This window comes from Microbispora corallina (assembly GCF_016863035.1).
Taxonomy (GTDB): Bacteria; Actinomycetota; Actinomycetes; order Streptosporangiales; family Streptosporangiaceae; genus Microbispora; species Microbispora corallina.
Map to the genome: position 1 here is coordinate 43740 of NZ_BOOC01000006.1, position 18268 is coordinate 62007.

An 18268-nucleotide genomic window follows, 5' to 3' on the forward strand; every position below is an offset into this window, starting at 1 on the left:
ACGGCGCTGGATCTCGCAGGCATCGTGCTCTGAAGGGGCGCGGTGGCCGAGTCGTTCACGGTTCGTTCAGGGGACGGACGGCCATCCGGCCCATGAGCCGAGTAAGTTGTGGGCGATTCGTCCTATATCTCCCAGGAGGGACGCCCCGAATGCCGGCCGGATCCTCGCTGCCCCCCTCGCTTCTCCGTGCGCTGGCACGGCCGGTCCCGCCCGGCGACCTGTCGGACCTGCGGCACGTCGTGTTCGTCATGCAGGAGAACCGGTCGTTCGACCACTATTTCGGCACGATGCGCGGGGTGCGCGGGTTCGGCGACCGCAACGCCGTGTCGACCCGGACCTGGCGGCCGATCTTCGAGCAGGACGGGGTGCTGCCCTTCCCCGTACGGGAGGCGGCCGAGCGCGCGGGGGCCGACCCCATGCTGGTGGACACCCACGACCACACCTGGCTCGGCACGCAGAACGCCTGGGCCATGGGCTGGAACGACGCCTGGAGCCTCAACAAGGGGCCGTCCACGATGGCCTATTACGACCGCCGGGACCTGCCGTTCCACTACGAGCTCGCGGACACCTTCACCATCTGCGACGCCTACCACTGCTCGCTGCTGACCTCGACCACCCCGAACCGCAACTACCACATCTCGGGCTACACGGGCTTCGAGCCGGGCACCGGGCAGCGGGCGGTCGACAACGGCGCCTGCGAGGAGGACGGCCACGCGGGGTACGACTGGGTGACCGTGCCCGAACTGCTGACCGAGGCGGGCCACACCTGGCAGGTCTACCAGGAGTGGGACAACTACCAGTGCAACAACCTGGAGTTCTTCGCCACGTTCAAGGCCGTCATGGCCAAGCTCGGGCTGACGAGCATGCACGGGTTCTACGAGAGGGTGCGGGCGGCCGCCGACCCCGGGCCGATGCTCGCGGAGCTCGATGAGCGCGTGGCCGGGCTGGACCAGGCCGACCGGGAGCTGTACGACCGGGCCCTGCGCCGCGCGCGCACCGGCGGCCTGGGGGAGTGGTTCGCCGCCGACGTGGCCGCGGGCCGCCTGCCCGCCGTGTCGTACGTCGTGACCTCGCTCGCCGACTCCGAGCACCCGGAGGGCTCGTCGGCCGTCGAGAGCGGGCGGATCATCTACCAGGTCCTCGACGCGCTCGCGTCCCACCCGGAGACCTGGGCGCACACCGCGGTCTTCGTGACGTACGACGAGAACGACGGCTTCTTCGACCATGTTCCCCCGCCGGTGCCGCCGGACGGGACGCCGGGCGAGTTCGTCAACGGCCGGCCCCTCGGGCTCGGCATGCGCGTCCCCATGCTCGTCGTCTCCCCGTGGAGCGTCGGGGGGTATGTCTGCTCGGAGACGTTCGACCACAGCTCGACCGTGCGCTTCCTGGAGACCTGGCTCGGGATCAAGGCGCCCGACCTCGGCGCCTGGCGGCGGGCGGTCGTGGGCGACCTCACCTCGGCCTTCGACTTCGCCGCCCCGGCCGCGCCCCCGGCGCCCGTTCCCGTGCCGGCGCCCGCGCCCGTCGCCGCCGCCGTGACCGGCCGGTGGTATCCCGAGGTCCCGTCGGAGCAGCGCATGCCCGTCCAGGAGCCGGGCGCGCGGCCCGCCCGCCCGCTGCCGTACCGGCCCGACGCCTGGGCCCGGGCCCGCGGCCAGTCGGTCGAGATCGAGATGAGCAACGCCGGGGTGGCGAGCGCCCACCTCTCGCTGTACGGCTACCTGGGCGAGCTGGTCAAGCCGCTGCACTTCGACGTGCTCGGCACGGCGCGGGAGGTCGTCTACGTCCCCTGCCCGACGTACAACCTGGTGCTGACGGGGCCGAACGGGTTCCGCCGGGAGTTCCGCGGCGACCCGTCCGACCCGGTGGAGATCACCAGCGCGATCGACCCCGCGACGATGACCGTCGAGATCGCCGCCGGGAACCTCGGCGCGACGCCGCTGGAGATCGTGGTCACCCCCCTGGCGTACGGCGGGGAGCGGCGGACCCTCGACCTCCCCGCCGGTGGCACGGCCCGGCTGCCCTGGCACGCGCCGACCGGCTGGTACGACCTGCTGGTCGAGGTGGCGGGCCGCGACGGCTTCGCGCGGCGCCTGATGGGCCGGATCGAGGACGGCAGGCCGGGCGTCACCGGCTGACCGCCGTGTCGGTCCCCCCAGGGCGGGTAAGGACAGCGTGGCCGGCCTGGTAGGTGATGTGCGATGTCGCTGACTCTGGCGCTGGCGGGGGACACGATGCTGGGGCGCGGCGTGGCCGAGATGATCGTGCGGTCGGCCGATCCGGCACGGTTCTTCTCGCCGGGAGTCCGGGAACGGATCGACGAGGCCGATCTGTTCCTGCTCAACCTGGAGTGCTGCGTGTCCGAGCGCGGCCGCAAGTGGGACGCGCCGGGCAAGCCGTTCCACTTCCGCGCGCCGCCCGCGGCCGCCCGCCTGCTGGGCGGGCTCGGCGTCGGCTGCGTCACGCTGGCCAACAACCACGCGCTCGACTACGGGCCGGAGGCGCTCCTCGACACCCGCGACCACCTGGGACGGGCCGGGATCCGCTGCGTGGGGGCCGGGGCCGACGAGACCGAGGCCAGACGGGCGGAGCTGATCCCCGTCGGCGGCCTGTGCGTCGGCGTGCTCGGGGTGGCCGACCACCCGGCCGACTTCGCGGCGTCGCCCACCCGGCCCGGCGTCGCGTACGCCGACCTGATGACCGGCGTGCCCGACTGGCTGGTGGAGGCGGTGCGCGACCTGCGTGAGCGCGTCGACATCGTGATCGTGACGCCCCACTGGGGGCCGAACATGGCCCAGGAGCCCCGCCCGTACATCCGGTCGGCCGCCCGCGTCCTGACCGAGGCGGGCGCCACGCTCGTCGCCGGCCACTCGGCTCACGTGTTCCATGGCTTCGAGCCGCCCGTGCTCTACGACCTGGGCGACTTCATCGACGACTACATCGTGGACGACGACCTGCGCAACGACCTCGGCCTGCTGTTCCTCGTCGGGCTCGACGACACCGGCCCGCTCCTGCTGCGGGCGGTCCCGACCAAGCTCGAGTACGGCCGGACGCGGCTGGCCAGGGACGACGAGTGGCACTGGATCAGGGACCGCTTCACCCGGGCGTGCGGCGAGCTGGGCGGCGCCGTCCAGGAGCAGGAGGGCGAGCTCGTGATCGAGCTGCGCTGAGCGCGTCTCGGCGGGGATCTCCCCGTTCGCCGGCACCCCGCGCCTGGGGTGGTCCCGGGCGCGGGCGGGCCGGTGTCCGGGTCAGGCCCGGACGAGAGGTGTCTCGACCAGGTGCTCGGCGAGGAACCACGCCTGCATCTCGCCGGTCCTGACGACCTGGGAGACGAGCAGGTCGTTGGTCCCGTCGTCGCCCATGTCCGCCGCGCGGGCCGCGGCGTCGTGGGAGGCCACGAGGATCGTCTCGTGGGCCTCGAGCAGGCGGGAGAGCATGGCCGGGACCTCTTCCACGCCGTCCGGCGGCCGCGGGATGACGGTGATCTCCGCCACCTGACGCGGGTCTCCGACCGCGACCCCGCCGAGGGTCTGGATCCTTTCCGCGATCTCGTCGATGATGGGCAGCTGCTCGCCCGCGTGCTTGTCGAGAAGCAGGTGCAGCTGGTAGAACGTCGGGCCCCGCATGAGCCAGTGGTGCTTCTTGTAGAGGCTGTAGAGGATCTGGGTGTCGGCCAGGATCTGGTTGAGCCGCTGGCACGAGTACTCACGGGTCTCCCGCGACAGGCCGACCGGGAAGTCCCGGACCGTGCCGAACTGCTGGATCTCCATCCCCTTCTGGTGCAGCCACGGCTGGCTGGTCTCACGAGGGTGGGCTCTGGCGGAAGGCTTGACAGCCAAGGCGTCTCTCCTCACTTCGGGGTGGTTCTCACTCATAAGAGTGTTTCGTTCGGTATGTACAAAGAAGGTGATAAAGCGTCCTTCTTGTGTCCCTTATCCGTTTATCTGGCTCTGAACCGTCCTCCGTGGCCCTGCGTACCTTCGAGGTGTTGAGACTTTCACCCCGGACCGCGCTCGCCCGGGTCGCGGTCGTCCCCGCCGCCGTCCTGCTGTCCGCGTGCGCGGCGAGCCATGCCGCGTCCCCCGACGACCCCTCGACGTACGGCCCTCCGCCCACGGTGGAGCAGCTGGCCGCGAAGGCCGGGTGCACCCCGAAGATCCAGATCGACGCGAAGGAGCTCCGGCAGGGCTTCTGCCGCACCTCGATCGGCGAGTTCTTCATCACGACGTTCGCCACCCAGCAGGGGAAGGACGAGTGGATGGACCAGGCGCCGGAGTACAGCCCGCACCTCGTGGGGAACATCTGGACGGCCCTCGCCCCCCGCGTCGTGCTCGACAAACTGCGGCAGGAGATCGGCGGGGACCTCCATCTGAAGGACCACCGCACGATGAGCCCCGGCCCCCGCTGACCTCGCCCCCCGCGGTCCGTCCCGTTCTCTTCGGAGGACGGTGCACAGGGGCGGCGCCGCGCCGTCACGGGGTCTGGACCCGAGCCGGGTATCCACGTCACTACGCTTGGTGCCGTGTTCCGGACCAGCGAGCGGGCGGCGGGCCCGGCCTGCCGTGCGGCGCGGCCGGCCACGGCCGTCCTGCTGACCCTGGCCCTGCTCGCCGCCACGGCGTGCGGCGTCACGCAGAGGCAGACGCTGCGGGTCTTCGCCGACTCGTCGCTGACCGGGGTCCTCGGCACGCTCGCCAGGACGTTCGAGGCGTCCCATCCGGACGTCGCGATCGCCTTCCACTTCGGGGGCGGGCCGGCGCTGGCGCGGCGGATCACGCAGGGCGAGGCGGCCGACGTGCTGGTCGCGGCTCCGGACGCGACGTCCCTGGTCGTCGGCGCCACGCCCCGGGTCTTCGCCCGCGACCGGATGGAGATCGCCGTGCCCAGGGGGAACCCCGCCCACGTGGCGGCCCTCTCGGACCTGGCCGCCCCCGGCGTGCGGGTCGTCCTGTGCGTGCCCGCCATCCCCTGTGGCGCGTCGGCCGACAGGGCGCTCGCCGCCGCCGGCGTCACGCCCGGGCCGGTCGTGCGGACGATGGACGCGTCGGCCGCGCTGGCCAAGGTCCGGCGGGGCGACGCCGACGCCGCGCTGGTCGGCCGTACGGACATCAGGGCGGCGGCGGGCGCCGTCGACGGCGTCGATCTCCCCGCGTCGGCCGGGGCGGCCGGCGAGTACGCCATCGCCTCCGTGCCGAAGTCCGAGAACCACGTGCCTGCCCGGGAGTTCGTCGACCTCGTGCTCTCCGACCAGGGCCGCCGCATCCTGGCGGACGCCGGCTTCTCCCCGGCCTGACCCTCGCGCCCGGGGTGGGCCGCTGTGCAGGCCGGAACCCGGGGTGACGCGCGCGGGCCGGGGTTTGCCGGGACGCTTCGGCGGTGGGCGAAGTCTCCGTGGGCAGGGTGCGGGCATGTCCTCCTCGCATCCTTCCCGTACCGCCCCGAAGCCGGGACCGGTCGCGGCGCCCGGAGGCCGCCGCGGCATCGTCCTCGGCGTGATGTGCGCAGGCATGTTCCTCGTGCAGCTCGACGTGACCGTGGTGAACGTCGCCCTGCCCCACATCGGCGCCGATCTCCACACCGATCTGGCCGGGCTGCAGTGGGTCGTCGACTCCTACACGATCGTCCTCGCCGCCTGCCTGCTCGCGGCGGGCGTGGTGGGCGACAGGCTCGGGCACCGCACGATCGCCGTCGCCGGGCTGGCGCTCTTCGGCGCGTCGTCGCTGCTGTGCGGCCTCGCCCCCGGGATCGGCTGGCTGGTCGCGGCCCGCGCCGTGCAGGGCCTGGCCGCCGCGTCGCTGCTGCCGAGCACGCTCGCGATCGTCACCCGCGCCTTCCCTGAGCGTGCCGAGCAGGCGCGCGCCCTGGGGATCTGGGCCGGGGTGAGCGCCCTCGCGCTGCCCACCGGCCCGGTGCTGGGCGGGCTGCTGGTCACCCTGGCCGGGTGGCGCGCCGTCTTCCTGATCAACCTGCCCGTGGTCGTCGCGGCCGTCGTGCTCACCCTGCGGCGGGTCAGCCGGGACGAGCCCGACCGGGAACGGCGCCTCGATCCGCTGGGGGTGGCGACGGCGGCGCTGGCCCTGACCGCGCTGACGTCGTGCGCGATCGCCCTCGGCCGTCTCGGCCGTCTCGGCCTGTCGGCGTGGACGGCCGCGGCCGCTCTGGCCGCCGTCGTCGCGGCGGCGGCCCTAGCGTGGTGGGAGCGCAGGGCGCCCGAGCCGATGTTCCCGCCGTCCCTGCTGTCCAGGACCGGCTTCGCCGGCGCGAACGCGGTGGCCGCCGCGATGAACTTCGTCGGCATCGGCATGGTCTTCGTCGTCACGCTCTACCTGCAGGGGGTGCGGCACCACACCGCCCTGTCAGCAGGGGCGATGCTGCTGCCGTTGTTCCTCCCGCTGGCGCTGTGCGCGCCGTTCACCGGCCGCCTCGTCGCGCGCGCGGGCCCGCGGCCGCCGATGATCGCGGGTCTGGCCCTCGGCGCCGCCGGGGCGGCCTGGCTGCTGCTCGTGTCCCCCGGCAGCCCGTACGGCGTGCTCGTCCCGGCTCTGCTCGGCCTCGGGCTGGGCATGGGCCTGCTCACCGCGTCCGTGGTGGCGGCGGCGTTGCGGGCCGGTCCGCCCTCCCGTCCCGGGCTTTCGTCGGGCGTCAACAACACCGCCCGTCAGGCGGGCGGAGCACTCGGGGTGGCGGTGCTGGGCGCCGTCGTTCAGGACCCGTCGGAGCCTCTGAGGTTCACGGCCGGTCTCCACTGGGCCGGCGCTCTGTCCGCCCTGCTGTGGCTGGCCGCGATCGTGGTCACCCTGCGCGCCGTTCCGGGGGCCGAGGAGGCGGGCGCCGCCGGCTGACGGCAGGTGGCGCCGTGAAGCGCCCTCAGTAGCCGCCGAGGGCCGTGATGATCCGGTCGAGCGCGGCCAGGTCGGCCGGGCCGAGGGCCAGCAGCGGCGCCGGCGGCTCGTTGAGCATCCGCTCGGCGCGCTCCGCCGACGCCGCGCCCGCCTCGGTGAGCCGGACGAGCTTGGCCCGCCGGTCGCCGGGGTGGGGGACCCGCTCCACGAGCCCTCGCCGTTCGAGGTCGGCCACGACGAGAGTGGTGTACGGGGCGTCCGTCCCCAGCTGGTCGGCCAGGCGGCGCAGGGTGAGCGGCTCGGGCGCGAGCTTGGTGAGCGCCTTGACCCGGATGAAGCTGATGCCGAGGCTTGTGGAGACGTCCTTGCGCCGGTCGTGGGCCTCGAGCACGAGCGTCCGCATGCTCCGCCACACCCGCGCCGCCCGCTCCGCCTCGCCGTCAGGAAACGCCTCGGCGTCCGTGAACGCCTCGCGGTCCAGGGACGTCTCGCGGTCCGGAGACGTCTCGCCGTCCGTGAACGCCTCGGCGTCCGGAGACGTCTCGCCGTTCGGCGGCGCTTCGCCGTTCGGGGACGTCTCGCCGCGGGATCGGCCGGCGTCGTCGCGGGCGAGAGGATCGGGGCCGCGGGTCATGTGCCCACCGCCTCCCGGGGCTGGAGCCGCTCGGCCGTGCGGTCCGCCGTCCGCCTGGCCCACCGGCCGGTGGTCAGCAGGCCGAGGGACAGCACGAGCAGACCGTACACCGCGACGATCGACCAGCCGGCGTGGGCGGCGGACATGAACCCCGCGCCGTGGGCGCCCGCCGCGACGACCGACCCGGCGATCGCCACGCCGAGCGACTGGCCCACCTGGCGGCTGGTCGAGGCGACGGCGGCGGCCACCCCGGCCTGCGCGAGCGGCATCCCGGAGACCGCGGTGTTGGTGATCGGGGGGTTGAGCATGGCGAAGCCGAGGCCGAAGACCACGTACACCGCGAGCAGCGCCGGGATCGGCGTCGACAGCGTGACCCCGGTCAGCAGCACCCCGGCCGCCGTGAGGCACACGCCGGCCACGGCCAGGGGCACGCGCGGCCCGCGGGTCCCGACCAGCCGGCCCGACAGCGGGCCGAAGACCGTCGCCATCAGCGCGATCGGCAGCGTGCAGAGCCCGGCGTCGAGGGCCGACAGGCCGCGGTGGCTCTGCAGGTAGAGCGTGTTCAGGAACAGGAACGACCCCAGGGCCGCGAACCCGGACACGGCGATGGCCGCCGCCCCCGAGAACGGCGCGCTGCGGAAGAAGCGCACGTCGATGAGCGGCTCCTCCCTCCGGGACTCGTACACCACCAGGGCCGCGAGCGCGACCGCGGCGACCGCGAAGCAGCCGGCGCTGACGCCCCAGCCCGCGTCGGGTCCCTCGATGATGCCGTACGTCAGCGTCCCGAGCAGCAGGATCACCAGGACCTGTCCCACCGGGTCGATCCTGCGCGCCCTGGGCGCCTTGGACTCGGGGACGAACAGCCAGGTCAGCACCAGCGCGGCCAGGCCGATGGGCACGTTGATCCAGAAGATGGCCCGCCAGTTGACCGAGTCGGTGAGCAGGCCGCCGATCACCGGCCCGAGGGCCATGCTGATGCCGACGACCCCGCCCCACACGCCGATGGCCTGGGCCCGCTCCCGGCGGTCGGTGAACGTGTTCGTGATGATCGACATGGCGACCGGGTTCAGCATCGACCCGCCGACGGCCTGGAGGACCCGGAAGGCCACCAGCCAGCCCAGGCTCGGGGCGAGACTGCACAGCAGGGAGCCGACGGTGAACGCCACGAGCCCGGTCTGGAACGTCCGGCGCCGCCCGATCCGGTCGGCCGTGGAGCCCGACAGCATGAGCAGGCTGGCGAGCGTCAGTGTGTAGGCGTCCACCGTCCACTGCAGGCCGGAGACCGGAGCGCGCAGGTCGTGACCGAGCGCGGGCAGCGCGACGTTCACGATCGTGTTGTCCAGCGCCACGATCAGCAGGCTCATGCAGCAGATGAGAAGGACGAGGATCCGCCGGCGGCGGCTCATGGGCGACCCCTTATTAGTTGTACTAATACAACCTTACCGGGTCGCCTTCGGCGCTTGCGGGGCGGGGAAACCGAATGACATTCTGCTGGCATGCGAGCGACAGCGAACGGCATCGAGATCTGCTACGAGGTGTTCGGCGAGCCGGACGGACGTCCCCTGCTGCTGGTGATGGGCCTCGGCATGCAGATGATCGGCTGGGACGAGGACTTCATCGGCATGCTGGTGGACCGCGGCCACCAGGTGGTCCGGTTCGACAACCGCGACGTCGGGCTGTCAACGCACCTCGCCCAGGAGCCGGACCTCATGGCGGTCCTGTCCGGCGACCGGTCCTCCGTCGCGTACACGCTGGACGACATGGCCGACGACACGGCCGGCCTGATCGAGGCCCTCGGCTGGGACGCCGCCCACGTCGTCGGCGCGTCGATGGGCGGGATGATCGTGCAGGCCCTCGCCATCCGGAACCCGGGCCGCGTCCGCAGCCTGACCTCGATCATGTCCACCACCGGCCCGTCCGTGGGACAGCCGACAGAGGCCGCCACGGCCGCGCTGTTCGCGCCGCCCGCGCCCGACCGCGACGCGGCCGCGCAGCGGGCGGTCGAGACGTGGCGGGTCATCGGCTCGCCCGGGTTCGCGATGGACACGGACCGGGTCGCGCGGGTCGCCCGCGAGAGCTACGACCGGGGCTACGACCCCGCGGGGACCGGCCGCCAGCTCGTCGCGATCATCACGGCCGACGACCGTACGGAGGGGCTGCGGGAGGTGACGGTCCCGGCGCTGGTGATCCACGGGGAGGACGACCCGCTGGTGACCCCGCCCGGGGGCGCCGCGACGGCGGACGCCATCCCCGGGGCGAAGCTGCTCACGTTCCCCGGCATGGGGCACGACCTGCCCCGCGAGCTGTGGCCGGAGATCGTCGACGCGATCACCGAGCTCACGGGCCGGGAGACCGCCGGCTGACGGCCTCCCGGGATAGGGACGCCCCTCCCGGCGACCGCCATTCCGCTGACGTGATCCACCAGTACGGCGCCCACCGCGCCCGGAATGGACACGGCCTCCGAGAGGCGTTCCTCGATCCCGGTCACCCGTCGCTCCTCGCCGCCGGAAACGCCTGCGGGACGCGCGCGGGGTACGGAGGCGTCCAGAATGGGGGAGTGGAGCGGATTCTGGTCAGCGCGTGCCTGCTCGGCAGCCGGGTGCGGTTCGACGGAGGGGCCAAGACCAGCGACGACGAGGTGCTCGCGGCCTGGCGGGCGGAGGGGCGGCTGGTGCCGTTCTGCCCGGAGGTCGAGGGCGGCCTGCCGGTGCCCCGGCCGCCCGCGGAGATCGAGGGCGGGGCCGGGGGAGCGGCCGTCCTCGCCGGGGCGGCCCGCATCCTGACGCCGGCGGGCGCGGACGTGACCGCCGCCTTCCTTTCCGGTGCGCAGCAGGCCCTCGCGGTCGCCACCTCGTTCGGCGTGCGGATGGCCGTGCTCAAGGAGGGCAGCCCGTCGTGCGGGTCCCTGCGGATCCACGACGGCACCTTCCGGGGGCGCACCACCCCCGGGCAGGGCGTCACGGCCGCCCTCCTGGAGGCGAACGGCATCCGGGTCTTCGGCGAGGACCGGATCGGCGAGGCCGCCGGCTACCTGGCCGGGCTCACGGCGGCAGCCGATCGGCCGCGACGCTGACCGGGGTCGGGTTCACGGCGAGAGCGGATCGGCCGCGGCGCCGACCGGGTCGGCTGCCGTGATCACCGCCTTCTCGTCCGGCTTGTGGACGAGCACGTTGGCCACGTAGGACTTCACGGCCGCCTCCAGCCCGACGTCCTTGCCCGCGGCCTCCGACATGTACCACCGGTGGTCGAGCACCTCGTGGAAGAGCTGGGCGGGCTCCAGCTTGCGCCGCAGCTCGGCCGGGATCGCGCCGACCACCGGCTGGAACACCTCGGCCAGCCACCGGTGGGCGACGATCGCCTCGTCCTCGTGCCGCAGGCCCTTCGACACCCGGAACGAGTCGAGGTCGTTGAGCAGCCGCCTGGCCTGGTTCTCCTCAACGTCGAGGCCGGTCAGGCGGAGCAGCCGGCGCTGGTGGTGCCCGGCGTCCACGACCTTCGGCCGTACGATGATCCGCGAGGTGCCGGCCTTGCGGCGGATCATCATCTCCGCCACGTCGAAGCCGAGCGAGTTGAGCCGCCGGACCCGATGGTCCACCCGGTGCCAGTCGACCTCCTCGATGATCTCGTCCTCCGTCAGCTCCTCCCACAGGCGCGTGTACCGCTCGACGAGCTGCTCGGAGAACGCCAGGGGGTCGATGGTGGGGTGGAGCAGGCCGCCGGCCTCCAGGTCGAGCATCTCGCCGTAGATGTTGACGTGCGCCACGTCGATGTCGTGGGCCCGCTGGCCCTCGCTGATCGCCGGGTGCAGCTCGCCGGTCTCGGCGTCCACCAGGTAGGCCGCGAAGGCGCCCGCGTCCCGGCGGAACAGCGTGTTCGACAGCGAGCAGTCGCCCCAGTAGAACCCGTTGAGGTGCAGTCGCACGAGCAGCACCGCGAGGGCGTCCAGCAGGCGGGTCAGCGTGTCGGGGCGGACCGAGCCGGACAGCACGGCCCGGTACGGCAGGGAGAACTGCAGGTGCCGCGTGATCAGCGCGGAGTCGAGCTCCGAGCCGTCGGCGGCGGCGCGGCCGGTGACCACGGCGACCGGTTCGACGGCGGGGGCGTCGACGCGCGCGAGGTCCCACAGCAGCTTGTACTCCCGCTTGGCGTACCGCGCGCTGATCTCCTTGATCGCGTACACGCGGCCCGACAGGCGCGCGAACCGCACCACGTGGCGGGAGATGCCGCGCGGCAGCGTCACGAGGTGATGGACGGGCCACTCTTCGAGGGGGATGTCCCAGGGCAGGCGGATGAGGTCGGGGTCGCTCGGCGCGCCGATCATCTGCAGGGGCACCAATTGCTCCTATTTTCGGGGTCTTCACCACCCAGTGTCGCGGATAGAGTCGGGCGCTATGACGCTGGTGGACGAGTTCCTTGACTACTACCTGGCAGAGAACCCCATCCGCGCGGCCCTCCTCGGAGCCGACGGATACGACCGGACGCTCGGCGACTTCAGCGCGTCCGCCTTCCAGGCGCGGGAGCGCGCGGCGGAGGCGTGGCTGGAGCGGCTGTCGGCCCAGGTCCCCGGGTCCCCGGACGACGAGATCGACCGGGATCTGATCGTCTCCCATCTGCGCGGCGCGATCGCCTCGGCGTCGTGGCCCGAGTGGCGCCGGGACCCCTCCCCCTACCTCGGCGCGGTGTTCGGCTCGATGTTCACGCCGCTGCAGCAGCGGCTGAAGCCAGAGCCCGAGCTGGTCGACGCCGCGTGTGCCCGGCTGGCCGAGGTCCCGGCCGTGCTCGCCGCCTGCCGGGAGAACCTCGACCCCGATCTCGCCGCCGACCTGCTCGTCGCACGGGGGCTCGACCAGGCGCGAACGGCCCGGCGGTTCCTCACCGTGACGCTGCCCGCCGAGGTCCGCGACCCCGGCCTGCGCGTACGGCTCGCCCAGGCGGCCGAGCCGGCCGCGGACGCGTTCGACGAGCTGGTCCGCTTCCTGGAGGGCTTCGAGGCCCGGGGAAGCTGGCGGATGGGGGAGAAGCTCTACTCGGAGCTGCTGCGCGAGCGGGAGATGCTCGGGTACGGCGCGGCCGAGCTGCACGAGATGGGCCGCACGGCGTGGGACGAGCTCGACGCCCGGATGCGGGAGGTGGCCGCCCGGCTCGGGTCCGACGACTGGCGGGCCGCCATGGAGTCCCTGATGGACGACCACCCGCCGACGCTTTCGGCCATGCGGGCCGAGTACGAGGCCGAGACGCTCCGGGCCCGCGACTTCACCAGGGAACGCGGCCTGGTGACCTTCCCCGAGGGCGAGGAGTGCCTGGTGCTCCCGTCGCCGGAGTTCCAGCGGCCCATCCTCGCCGTGGCCAACTACCTCGCCCCGCCGCCGCTCACGCCGTCAAGGGCCGGGGTGTTCTTCGTGCCGTTCACGCCGGACGGGTTCACCGAGGAGCAGGTGCGGCAGCGCCTGCGCACCAACTCACGGGCCCAGATGCCGTCGATCTCGGTGCACGAGGCCTACCCGGGCCACCACTGGCACCTCGCCTGGATGGCCGGCAACCCCCGGAGGGCCCGCAAGATCTTCCGCACGCCGTACTTCGTCGAGGGCTGGGCCCTGTACGTCGAGAAGGTCATGCACGAGCAGGGCTACTTCGACACCCCCGCCACCGAGCTGGCCCACCTCGACTGCCGGATCTTCCGGGCCGCCCGGATCGTCGTGGACACCGCCCTGCACTGCGGCGACATGTCGATCAAGGAGGCCGAGACGTTCATGGCCACCAAGGCGTCGCTGTCGCCGGGGACGGCCAAGGGCGAGGTGAGCCGCTACTGCGCCTGGCCCACCCAGGCCCCCTCGTACCTCACGGGCGCCCTGGAGATCGAGCGCATCCGGGAGGAGTACGCCGGCGACCTGCGGACCTTCCACGACACGATCGCCGGGTCGGGCGGCCTCCCGCTGGGCCTGGCCCGCAAGGCCGTCATCCAGTGAAGGCGCGCTCGATGACCGCGACGAGCTGCTCCTCCGTCAGGACGGCCGGGGCGCCCACGCCGAGGGCCCGGACGTAGACCTCGCAGAGCCATTCGAGCAGCCGGGCCGCCTCGAACGCCTGCTCCAGGGTCGCCCCGATGGTCACCCCGCCGTGGGAGGCCATCAGGGCGGCCTGCCGGCCCTCCAGCGCCCGCCGCACGTTCTCGGCCAGCTCCGGCGTGCCGTACGTGGCGTAGGGGGCGACCCGGACGGCGCCGCCGAGCAGCAGCGCGTTGTAGTGGATCGGCGGCAGCTCGGTCATGGTGGAGGCGACCACGGTGGCGAACACCGAGTGCGTGTGCACGACGGCCCCGGCGCCGGTCGACGCGTACAGGGCCAGGTGCATCGCGGTCTCCGACGACGGCTTGCGGTCGCCCTCCACCACCCGGCCGTCGAGGTCCACGATCGGGCACTCCTCCGGCCGCAGCCGGTCCAGGGCCACCCCGGACGGCGTGACCGCCACCAGGTCGCCGTCACGGGCGCTCAGGTTCCCGGACGTCCCGATGACCAGGCCCAGGGCCGCCGCCCGCCTGCCGTGCTCGCACAGCTCCCGCCGCAGCTCATCCACGCGGGCGAATCTACACAATCCAGCCAAGTAGCCGCCTGGTGTGATTCGTGATGTCCTGGTGGCATGTACGAGGCTCCAGACTGGCGCCGTGACGGCGACACCATCCGCAGGACCGTGGTCGCCACCGACTTCCGCACGGCCATCGCGATCGTGAACGAGATCGCCGAGCAGGCGGAGGCGCTGAACCACCACCCGGACATCGACATCCGCTGGCGGACCCTGCACCTCGCGCTCACCACCCACGACGCGGGCGGCCTCACCGAGCTGGACTACAAGCTGGCCGCCCGCATCGACGCGATCGTGGCCGACCACCAGGCCGGGTAGCGGCTCAGGGCCGGACGGCCCGTATGTAGCGGGTCACCGGCCGCAGGCGGCCCTCCGCCTCGATCGTGAACCCGGCACCGGCGACCATGCCGGCCAGCGCGTCGATGTCGGTTCCCGGCGTGCCGTCCCCGGCGATGGCCGGGCCGGCCAGCGCGTCGGCCAGCCGCCGCCCGAGACCGCCCCTCGGCGGCCGGAAATCGGCGACCATCAGCCGTCCGCCCGGCCGTAGCACGCGGCGCATCTGCGCGAACGCCGCCCGACGGGCCTCGGCCGGGACGTGATGGACGGCGTAGCTGGAGACCACCACGTCGAACGACCCGTCGTCGAACGCGAGGTCCTGCGCCGCCCCCAGGACGTATGAGCAGGAGGCGGGGCCCCGGGCCCCGGCGTACGCGATCATCGCGGGTGAGAGGTCCAGGCCGGTCACCCGGCCGTCGGGGGCGATCCGCGCGGCCATCGCCCGTGTGAGGCAGCCGGTGCCGCAGCCGACATCGAGCACCCGATCGCCTGGCCGGGCGCCGGAGAGGGCCGCCAGGCGGGCGAAGGAACCGCCGCGCTTCCCCGCGAAGGCGAGCGTCGAGATCACTTCATACGTGCGGGGATGGTCGATGGTGCCGCCGCGGAAGAGCCCGTGCCGGTGTCCGCCGCCTCCGGCCCCGCGCGCTGTCAGGAGAAACCGTCCGAGACCCATGATGCCTCCCTACTTAGTCACGGCTAAGTTATCTGCTAACTTAGCCGTGACTAAGCAGAAGTGCAAGGGGCGTAGGATGCCGGACGTGACGGATGCCCCGGCCGCGCGGCGGCGTACCCGGATGCGGCCCGAGGAGCGGCGGGAGTCGATCCTGGCCGCCGCCACCGAGGTCTTCGCGGAGACGGGCTACCGGGCCGGGAAGGTGTCCGCCGTGGCCGCCAGGCTGGGTGTCAGCGAGCCGGTCGTCTTCCAGAACTTCGGCTCGAAGGCCGCGCTGTTCGCGGCCGTCCTCGACCGGGCCACGGCGCTCGCCCGCGAGGCGCTCGGCGAGATGTCCCGACAGGCCGGGCCGGTGTCCGCCCTCCTGGCCGCCCTGCTGTCCTCCGACCACGTCGAGGACCTGCACGCCCCGGGGTCACTGGGGATGCTCTTCGCCGACGCGGCCGTGCTCACCGACGAGCCCGGCGTCGCGGACGCGGCCGGGCGGGCCGTGCGGACGGTGGCGGGTCTGCTCGCCGAGGTGCTCCGGCGCGGGCAGGCGGAGGGGAGCGTCCGCGCCGACCTCGACCCGGACGCCGGAGCGTGGTGGCTGCTCTCGCTGATGGCGGCCCGGCCGTTCCGCGCCGCCGTCGCCGAGGACCCCCGGGCCCTGGAGGAGGACCTGGCCGCCCTCACCCTGCGGGCCCTGACCGCCTCCGGGGAGACCCCCTAGCCGAACAGGTCCGGAGGGGGGACCGGGGTGAGCACGGCGTCGCCGTCCCGGATCGGCCGCGCGCCCGCCACCAGCTTCGTGAGGTCGTCGCCGGCGACGCAGCGGGCCTGGGTGAGGCCGCCCGCCGCCCGGCGGGTGAGCGGGCCCACGGGCAGCTCGGCCGGCGACGCGGTGAGGACGACGTTGCCGAACCGGCGGCCCCGCAGGATCCCGGGCTCGGCCAGCAGCGCCGCGTGCGCGAACGTCTCCTCGACCGTCGCGGCCACCCGCTTGGCGAACGGCAGGCCCTTGCCGTCGGCCACGTTGATCAGCAGGGTGCCACCGGGCCGCAGGACCCGGGAGATCTCCGCCATGTACTGGGCGGTGGCGAGCTCCACCGGCATCGTGGCGCCCGAGAACGCGTCCAGCACGAACAGGTCGGCCGACGCGTCCGCGAGCGCGGCGGCGCCGGCCCGCCCGTCGGTCACCCGCACCTTGAGCCGGGGCACCGACTTCAGGTCGAGCTGGTCGCGGACGAGCTGCACGAGGCCCGCGTCCGGCTCGATCACGATGTGCCGGGAGCCGGGCCGGGTGGCGGAGACGTACCTGGGGATGGTGCAGGCGCCCCCGCCCACGTGCACCGCGTCCAGCGGGCCCTCCGGCAGGCAGTCGATCACCTCCGCCATCAGCCGCACGTACGAGAAGTCGAGGTACGTGGGATCGTCCAGGTCGACGTACGACTGGGGGACGCCGCCCATGCTCAGCATCCACCCGTCCGCCCGGTCGAGGTCGTGCAGAAGCTCCACCTCACCGAAGGTCACGGGATATCGGCCTGGAAGCGGTTCCTTCTTCCTTGCCACCCTTGTCTCCCTTCGCGTGATATGAGAACCGTATGCGGAACAGGGCCCTGCTCGCCCTCTTCACGGTCGCCGCGACCATCTTCGTCTCCGGCGTGGTCGGCCTCATCGTGTCGGGCAGACAGGAGCCGGTGGTCTTCGCGTCCCCGGAGCCGTCCGTTACCCCCTCCCCGGCGCGCACCCTGCAGCTCGGCGCCGAGGGGTCGCCCGAGCAGACGGCCGCCGACTATCTCAAGGCGTGGTCGTCGGGCGACTTCGAGGCGATGCGCGAGATGGTGGACGAGCCGCCCTCCGACTTCGTCGACCGGCACCGCGACTTCGAGGACGTGGCGCTGTCCCACTCGGTGACGTTCACCCCCGGCGAGGTCGCCAGGACCGGGGACGAAACGGCCGACGTGCCGTTCACGGAGTCGCGGGACGAACCGGGCGCCGGCGCCTGGTCGTTCGACTCGGTGCTCCACCTGGCCGTGCGGGACCTCACGTGGAAGGTCCTGTGGACGCCGGACGTCCTGTACCCCGGCCTCGCCGAGGACGGCGACATCGTCCGGACGACCGAGGCGCCCGGTTCGGCCTCCGCGCTCCTCACGAAGGAGGGGCGGGACTTCCCCCAGGACAGCGACGCCGGGCCGTACCTGTCGGCCCTGGCGCCGAAGGTCCCTGCGCCGACCGGGGGCGTGGCGGCCGGGTGGACGATCGAGCTCAGGAACCCCGGCCGGCCGGCCGTGCGGCTCATCGGCTTCCACCCGGAGCAGACCCCGCAGGGGACCAGAACCACGATCGAGTGGTCGGTGCAGGCGGCGGCCGCCCGCGCGCTGGACGGCCTCGGCCATCCCGCCGCTCTGGTCGCGGTGCGGCCGTCCACGGGCGAGGTCCTCGCGATCGCCGACCGGCTCGGCGGGATGGGGGCGTTCACCCAGAAGTTCGCCCCGGGCTCGACGTTCAAGACGATCACGGCCGCGGCGCTGCTGGGCGGCGGGGTCACGCCCGACACGCAGGTGGAGTGCCCGGCCGGGTACCAGATCCCGAACGGCCGGTCGATCCCCAACTACCAGAACGAGGACCACGGCACGGTGTCCTTCCGGCAGGCGTTCGCGCTGTCGTGCAACACCACCTTCGCGCGGCTCGCGGTGGAGCGGCTCAGCCCGGACGCGCTGGGCGCCCAGGCGCGCGCCTTCGGGTTCGGCGTGCAGATCGACCCGGGGGTGCCGGCCACGTGCGGCAGCATGAACACCCCCGAGAACCACGACGCGCTCGCGGAGGACTCCTTCGGCCAGGGAACGGTGGAGGCGACCCCGCTGTGCATGGCCCTCGTGGCCGCCGCCGTGGAGAGCGGCGAGTGGCGGCCGCCCACACTGCTGGACGACGCCGGCGAGGGCAGCCTGCCGCAGACCGCCACGCTCCCCTCGGGCGTGGCCGACGGTCTGCGCGCGCTGATGCGCGCGGTCACGAGCGAGGGGACGGCGGCCGGCGCCGGGCTCCCCGACGACGCGGCCGGCAAGACGGGAACCGCCGAGGACTGGCAGGGCGGCGAGGACCACGCCTGGTTCATCGGCTACCGCGGCGACCTGGCCTTCTCCGTCTTCGTCCAGCACGGGGGGACCGGGCGCAACGCCGCCGTCCCGGTCGCCGCCCGCTTCCTGCGCGCCCTGTAGG

At 73.4% G+C, this 18268-nt stretch carries 18 protein-coding genes; 11 read left to right on the forward strand and 7 right to left on the reverse strand.

Annotation, left to right across the window (positions count from 1 at the left end; all coding sequences use genetic code 11):
• The first annotated feature begins 149 nt into the window (after positions 1-149).
• Positions 150-2138, forward strand: coding sequence for a phosphocholine-specific phospholipase C (locus Mco01_RS10300; protein ID WP_239103487.1), 1989 nt, complete (start codon positions 150-152; stop codon positions 2136-2138).
• Positions 2139-2201: 63 nt separating this feature from the next.
• Complete coding sequence (locus Mco01_RS10305) at positions 2202-3170, forward strand: CapA family protein (RefSeq protein WP_204056663.1); 969 nt, start codon at positions 2202-2204, stop codon at positions 3168-3170.
• Between the two features lie 81 nt (positions 3171-3251).
• Here Mco01_RS10305 and Mco01_RS10310 read toward each other — a convergent pair whose 3' ends face one another.
• Positions 3252-3773, reverse strand: coding sequence for a Dps family protein (locus Mco01_RS10310; protein WP_239103508.1), 522 nt, complete (start codon positions 3771-3773; stop codon positions 3252-3254).
• A 218-nt stretch (positions 3774-3991) separates the two neighbouring features.
• On the opposite strand from Mco01_RS10310, the gene Mco01_RS10315 reads away from it, so the two are divergent.
• The 3 genes from Mco01_RS10315 to Mco01_RS10325 all read left to right on the forward strand — a co-directional run bounded on the left by Mco01_RS10315 (position 3992) and on the right by Mco01_RS10325 (position 6845).
• The gene (locus Mco01_RS10315; RefSeq protein ID WP_036332096.1) at positions 3992-4411 is read left to right on the forward strand and encodes a hypothetical protein; all 420 of its coding nucleotides are present in this window, start codon (positions 3992-3994) and stop codon (positions 4409-4411) included.
• Between the two features lie 114 nt (positions 4412-4525).
• Complete coding sequence (locus tag Mco01_RS10320) at positions 4526-5296, forward strand: extracellular solute-binding protein (RefSeq protein ID WP_204056665.1); 771 nt, start codon at positions 4526-4528, stop codon at positions 5294-5296.
• 115 nt (positions 5297-5411) lie between these two features.
• Positions 5412-6845 (forward strand): MFS transporter, encoded by a 1434-nt coding sequence (locus Mco01_RS10325; RefSeq protein WP_239103488.1) that lies wholly within the window; start codon positions 5412-5414, stop codon positions 6843-6845.
• 25 nt (positions 6846-6870) lie between these two features.
• Here Mco01_RS10325 and Mco01_RS39020 read toward each other — a convergent pair whose 3' ends face one another.
• The gene (locus Mco01_RS39020) at positions 6871-7479 is read right to left on the reverse strand and encodes a MarR family winged helix-turn-helix transcriptional regulator (RefSeq protein WP_239103489.1); all 609 of its coding nucleotides are present in this window, start codon (positions 7477-7479) and stop codon (positions 6871-6873) included.
• Entirely contained in the window at positions 7476-8885 is a 1410-nt protein-coding gene (locus tag Mco01_RS10335) for an MFS transporter (protein WP_204056666.1), read from the reverse strand. The genes Mco01_RS39020 and Mco01_RS10335 overlap by 4 nt, the downstream gene beginning before the upstream one ends.
• 90 nt (positions 8886-8975) lie before the next feature.
• Between Mco01_RS10335 and Mco01_RS10340 the strand changes: the two genes are divergently transcribed.
• Both Mco01_RS10340 and Mco01_RS10345 read left to right on the forward strand, forming a co-directional pair.
• A complete protein-coding gene (locus tag Mco01_RS10340; protein ID WP_204056667.1) occupies positions 8976-9842 on the forward strand; it encodes an alpha/beta hydrolase in 867 nt (288 codons plus the stop codon).
• A gap of 194 nt (positions 9843-10036) precedes the next feature.
• The gene (locus Mco01_RS10345) at positions 10037-10552 is read left to right on the forward strand and encodes a 2-thiouracil desulfurase family protein (RefSeq protein WP_204056668.1); all 516 of its coding nucleotides are present in this window, start codon (positions 10037-10039) and stop codon (positions 10550-10552) included.
• 12 nt (positions 10553-10564) lie between these two features.
• Here the strand turns inward: Mco01_RS10345 and Mco01_RS10350 are convergent, their stop codons facing one another.
• Positions 10565-11812 (reverse strand): DUF4032 domain-containing protein, encoded by a 1248-nt coding sequence (locus tag Mco01_RS10350; protein ID WP_204056669.1) that lies wholly within the window; start codon positions 11810-11812, stop codon positions 10565-10567.
• 58 nt (positions 11813-11870) lie between these two features.
• On the opposite strand from Mco01_RS10350, the gene Mco01_RS10355 reads away from it, so the two are divergent.
• Positions 11871-13445, forward strand: coding sequence for a DUF885 domain-containing protein (locus Mco01_RS10355; protein WP_239103490.1), 1575 nt, complete (start codon positions 11871-11873; stop codon positions 13443-13445).
• On the opposite strand, the gene Mco01_RS10360 is transcribed toward Mco01_RS10355, so the two are convergent.
• On the reverse strand, positions 13435-14052 hold the full coding sequence (locus tag Mco01_RS10360; RefSeq protein WP_204056670.1) for a class II aldolase/adducin family protein: 618 nt from the start codon (positions 14050-14052) through the stop codon (positions 13435-13437). The two genes, Mco01_RS10355 and Mco01_RS10360, sit on opposite strands and share 11 nt — an antisense overlap.
• Positions 14053-14115: 63 nt before the next feature.
• Between Mco01_RS10360 and Mco01_RS10365 the strand changes: the two genes are divergently transcribed.
• Positions 14116-14376, forward strand: a complete 261-nt coding sequence (locus Mco01_RS10365; protein ID WP_036332104.1) for a 4a-hydroxytetrahydrobiopterin dehydratase — start codon at positions 14116-14118, stop codon at positions 14374-14376.
• A gap of 4 nt (positions 14377-14380) precedes the next feature.
• On the opposite strand, the gene Mco01_RS10370 is transcribed toward Mco01_RS10365, so the two are convergent.
• Complete coding sequence (locus Mco01_RS10370; protein ID WP_204056671.1) at positions 14381-15067, reverse strand: class I SAM-dependent methyltransferase; 687 nt, start codon at positions 15065-15067, stop codon at positions 14381-14383.
• A gap of 85 nt (positions 15068-15152) precedes the next feature.
• Here Mco01_RS10370 and Mco01_RS10375 point away from each other — a divergent pair, with 85 nt between their 5' ends.
• Complete coding sequence (locus Mco01_RS10375) at positions 15153-15779, forward strand: TetR/AcrR family transcriptional regulator (RefSeq protein ID WP_204056672.1); 627 nt, start codon at positions 15153-15155, stop codon at positions 15777-15779.
• Here Mco01_RS10375 and Mco01_RS10380 read toward each other — a convergent pair.
• Positions 15776-16564 carry a spermidine synthase gene (locus tag Mco01_RS10380; protein ID WP_239103491.1) on the reverse strand — a complete coding sequence of 263 codons (789 nt, stop codon included), beginning with the start codon at positions 16562-16564 and terminating at the stop codon, positions 15776-15778. The genes Mco01_RS10375 and Mco01_RS10380 overlap by 4 nt on opposite strands.
• A gap of 86 nt (positions 16565-16650) precedes the next feature.
• On the opposite strand from Mco01_RS10380, the gene Mco01_RS10385 reads away from it, so the two are divergent.
• Positions 16651-18267 (forward strand): penicillin-binding transpeptidase domain-containing protein, encoded by a 1617-nt coding sequence (locus Mco01_RS10385; protein WP_204056673.1) that lies wholly within the window; start codon positions 16651-16653, stop codon positions 18265-18267.
• Position 18268: the final 1 nt, after the last annotated feature.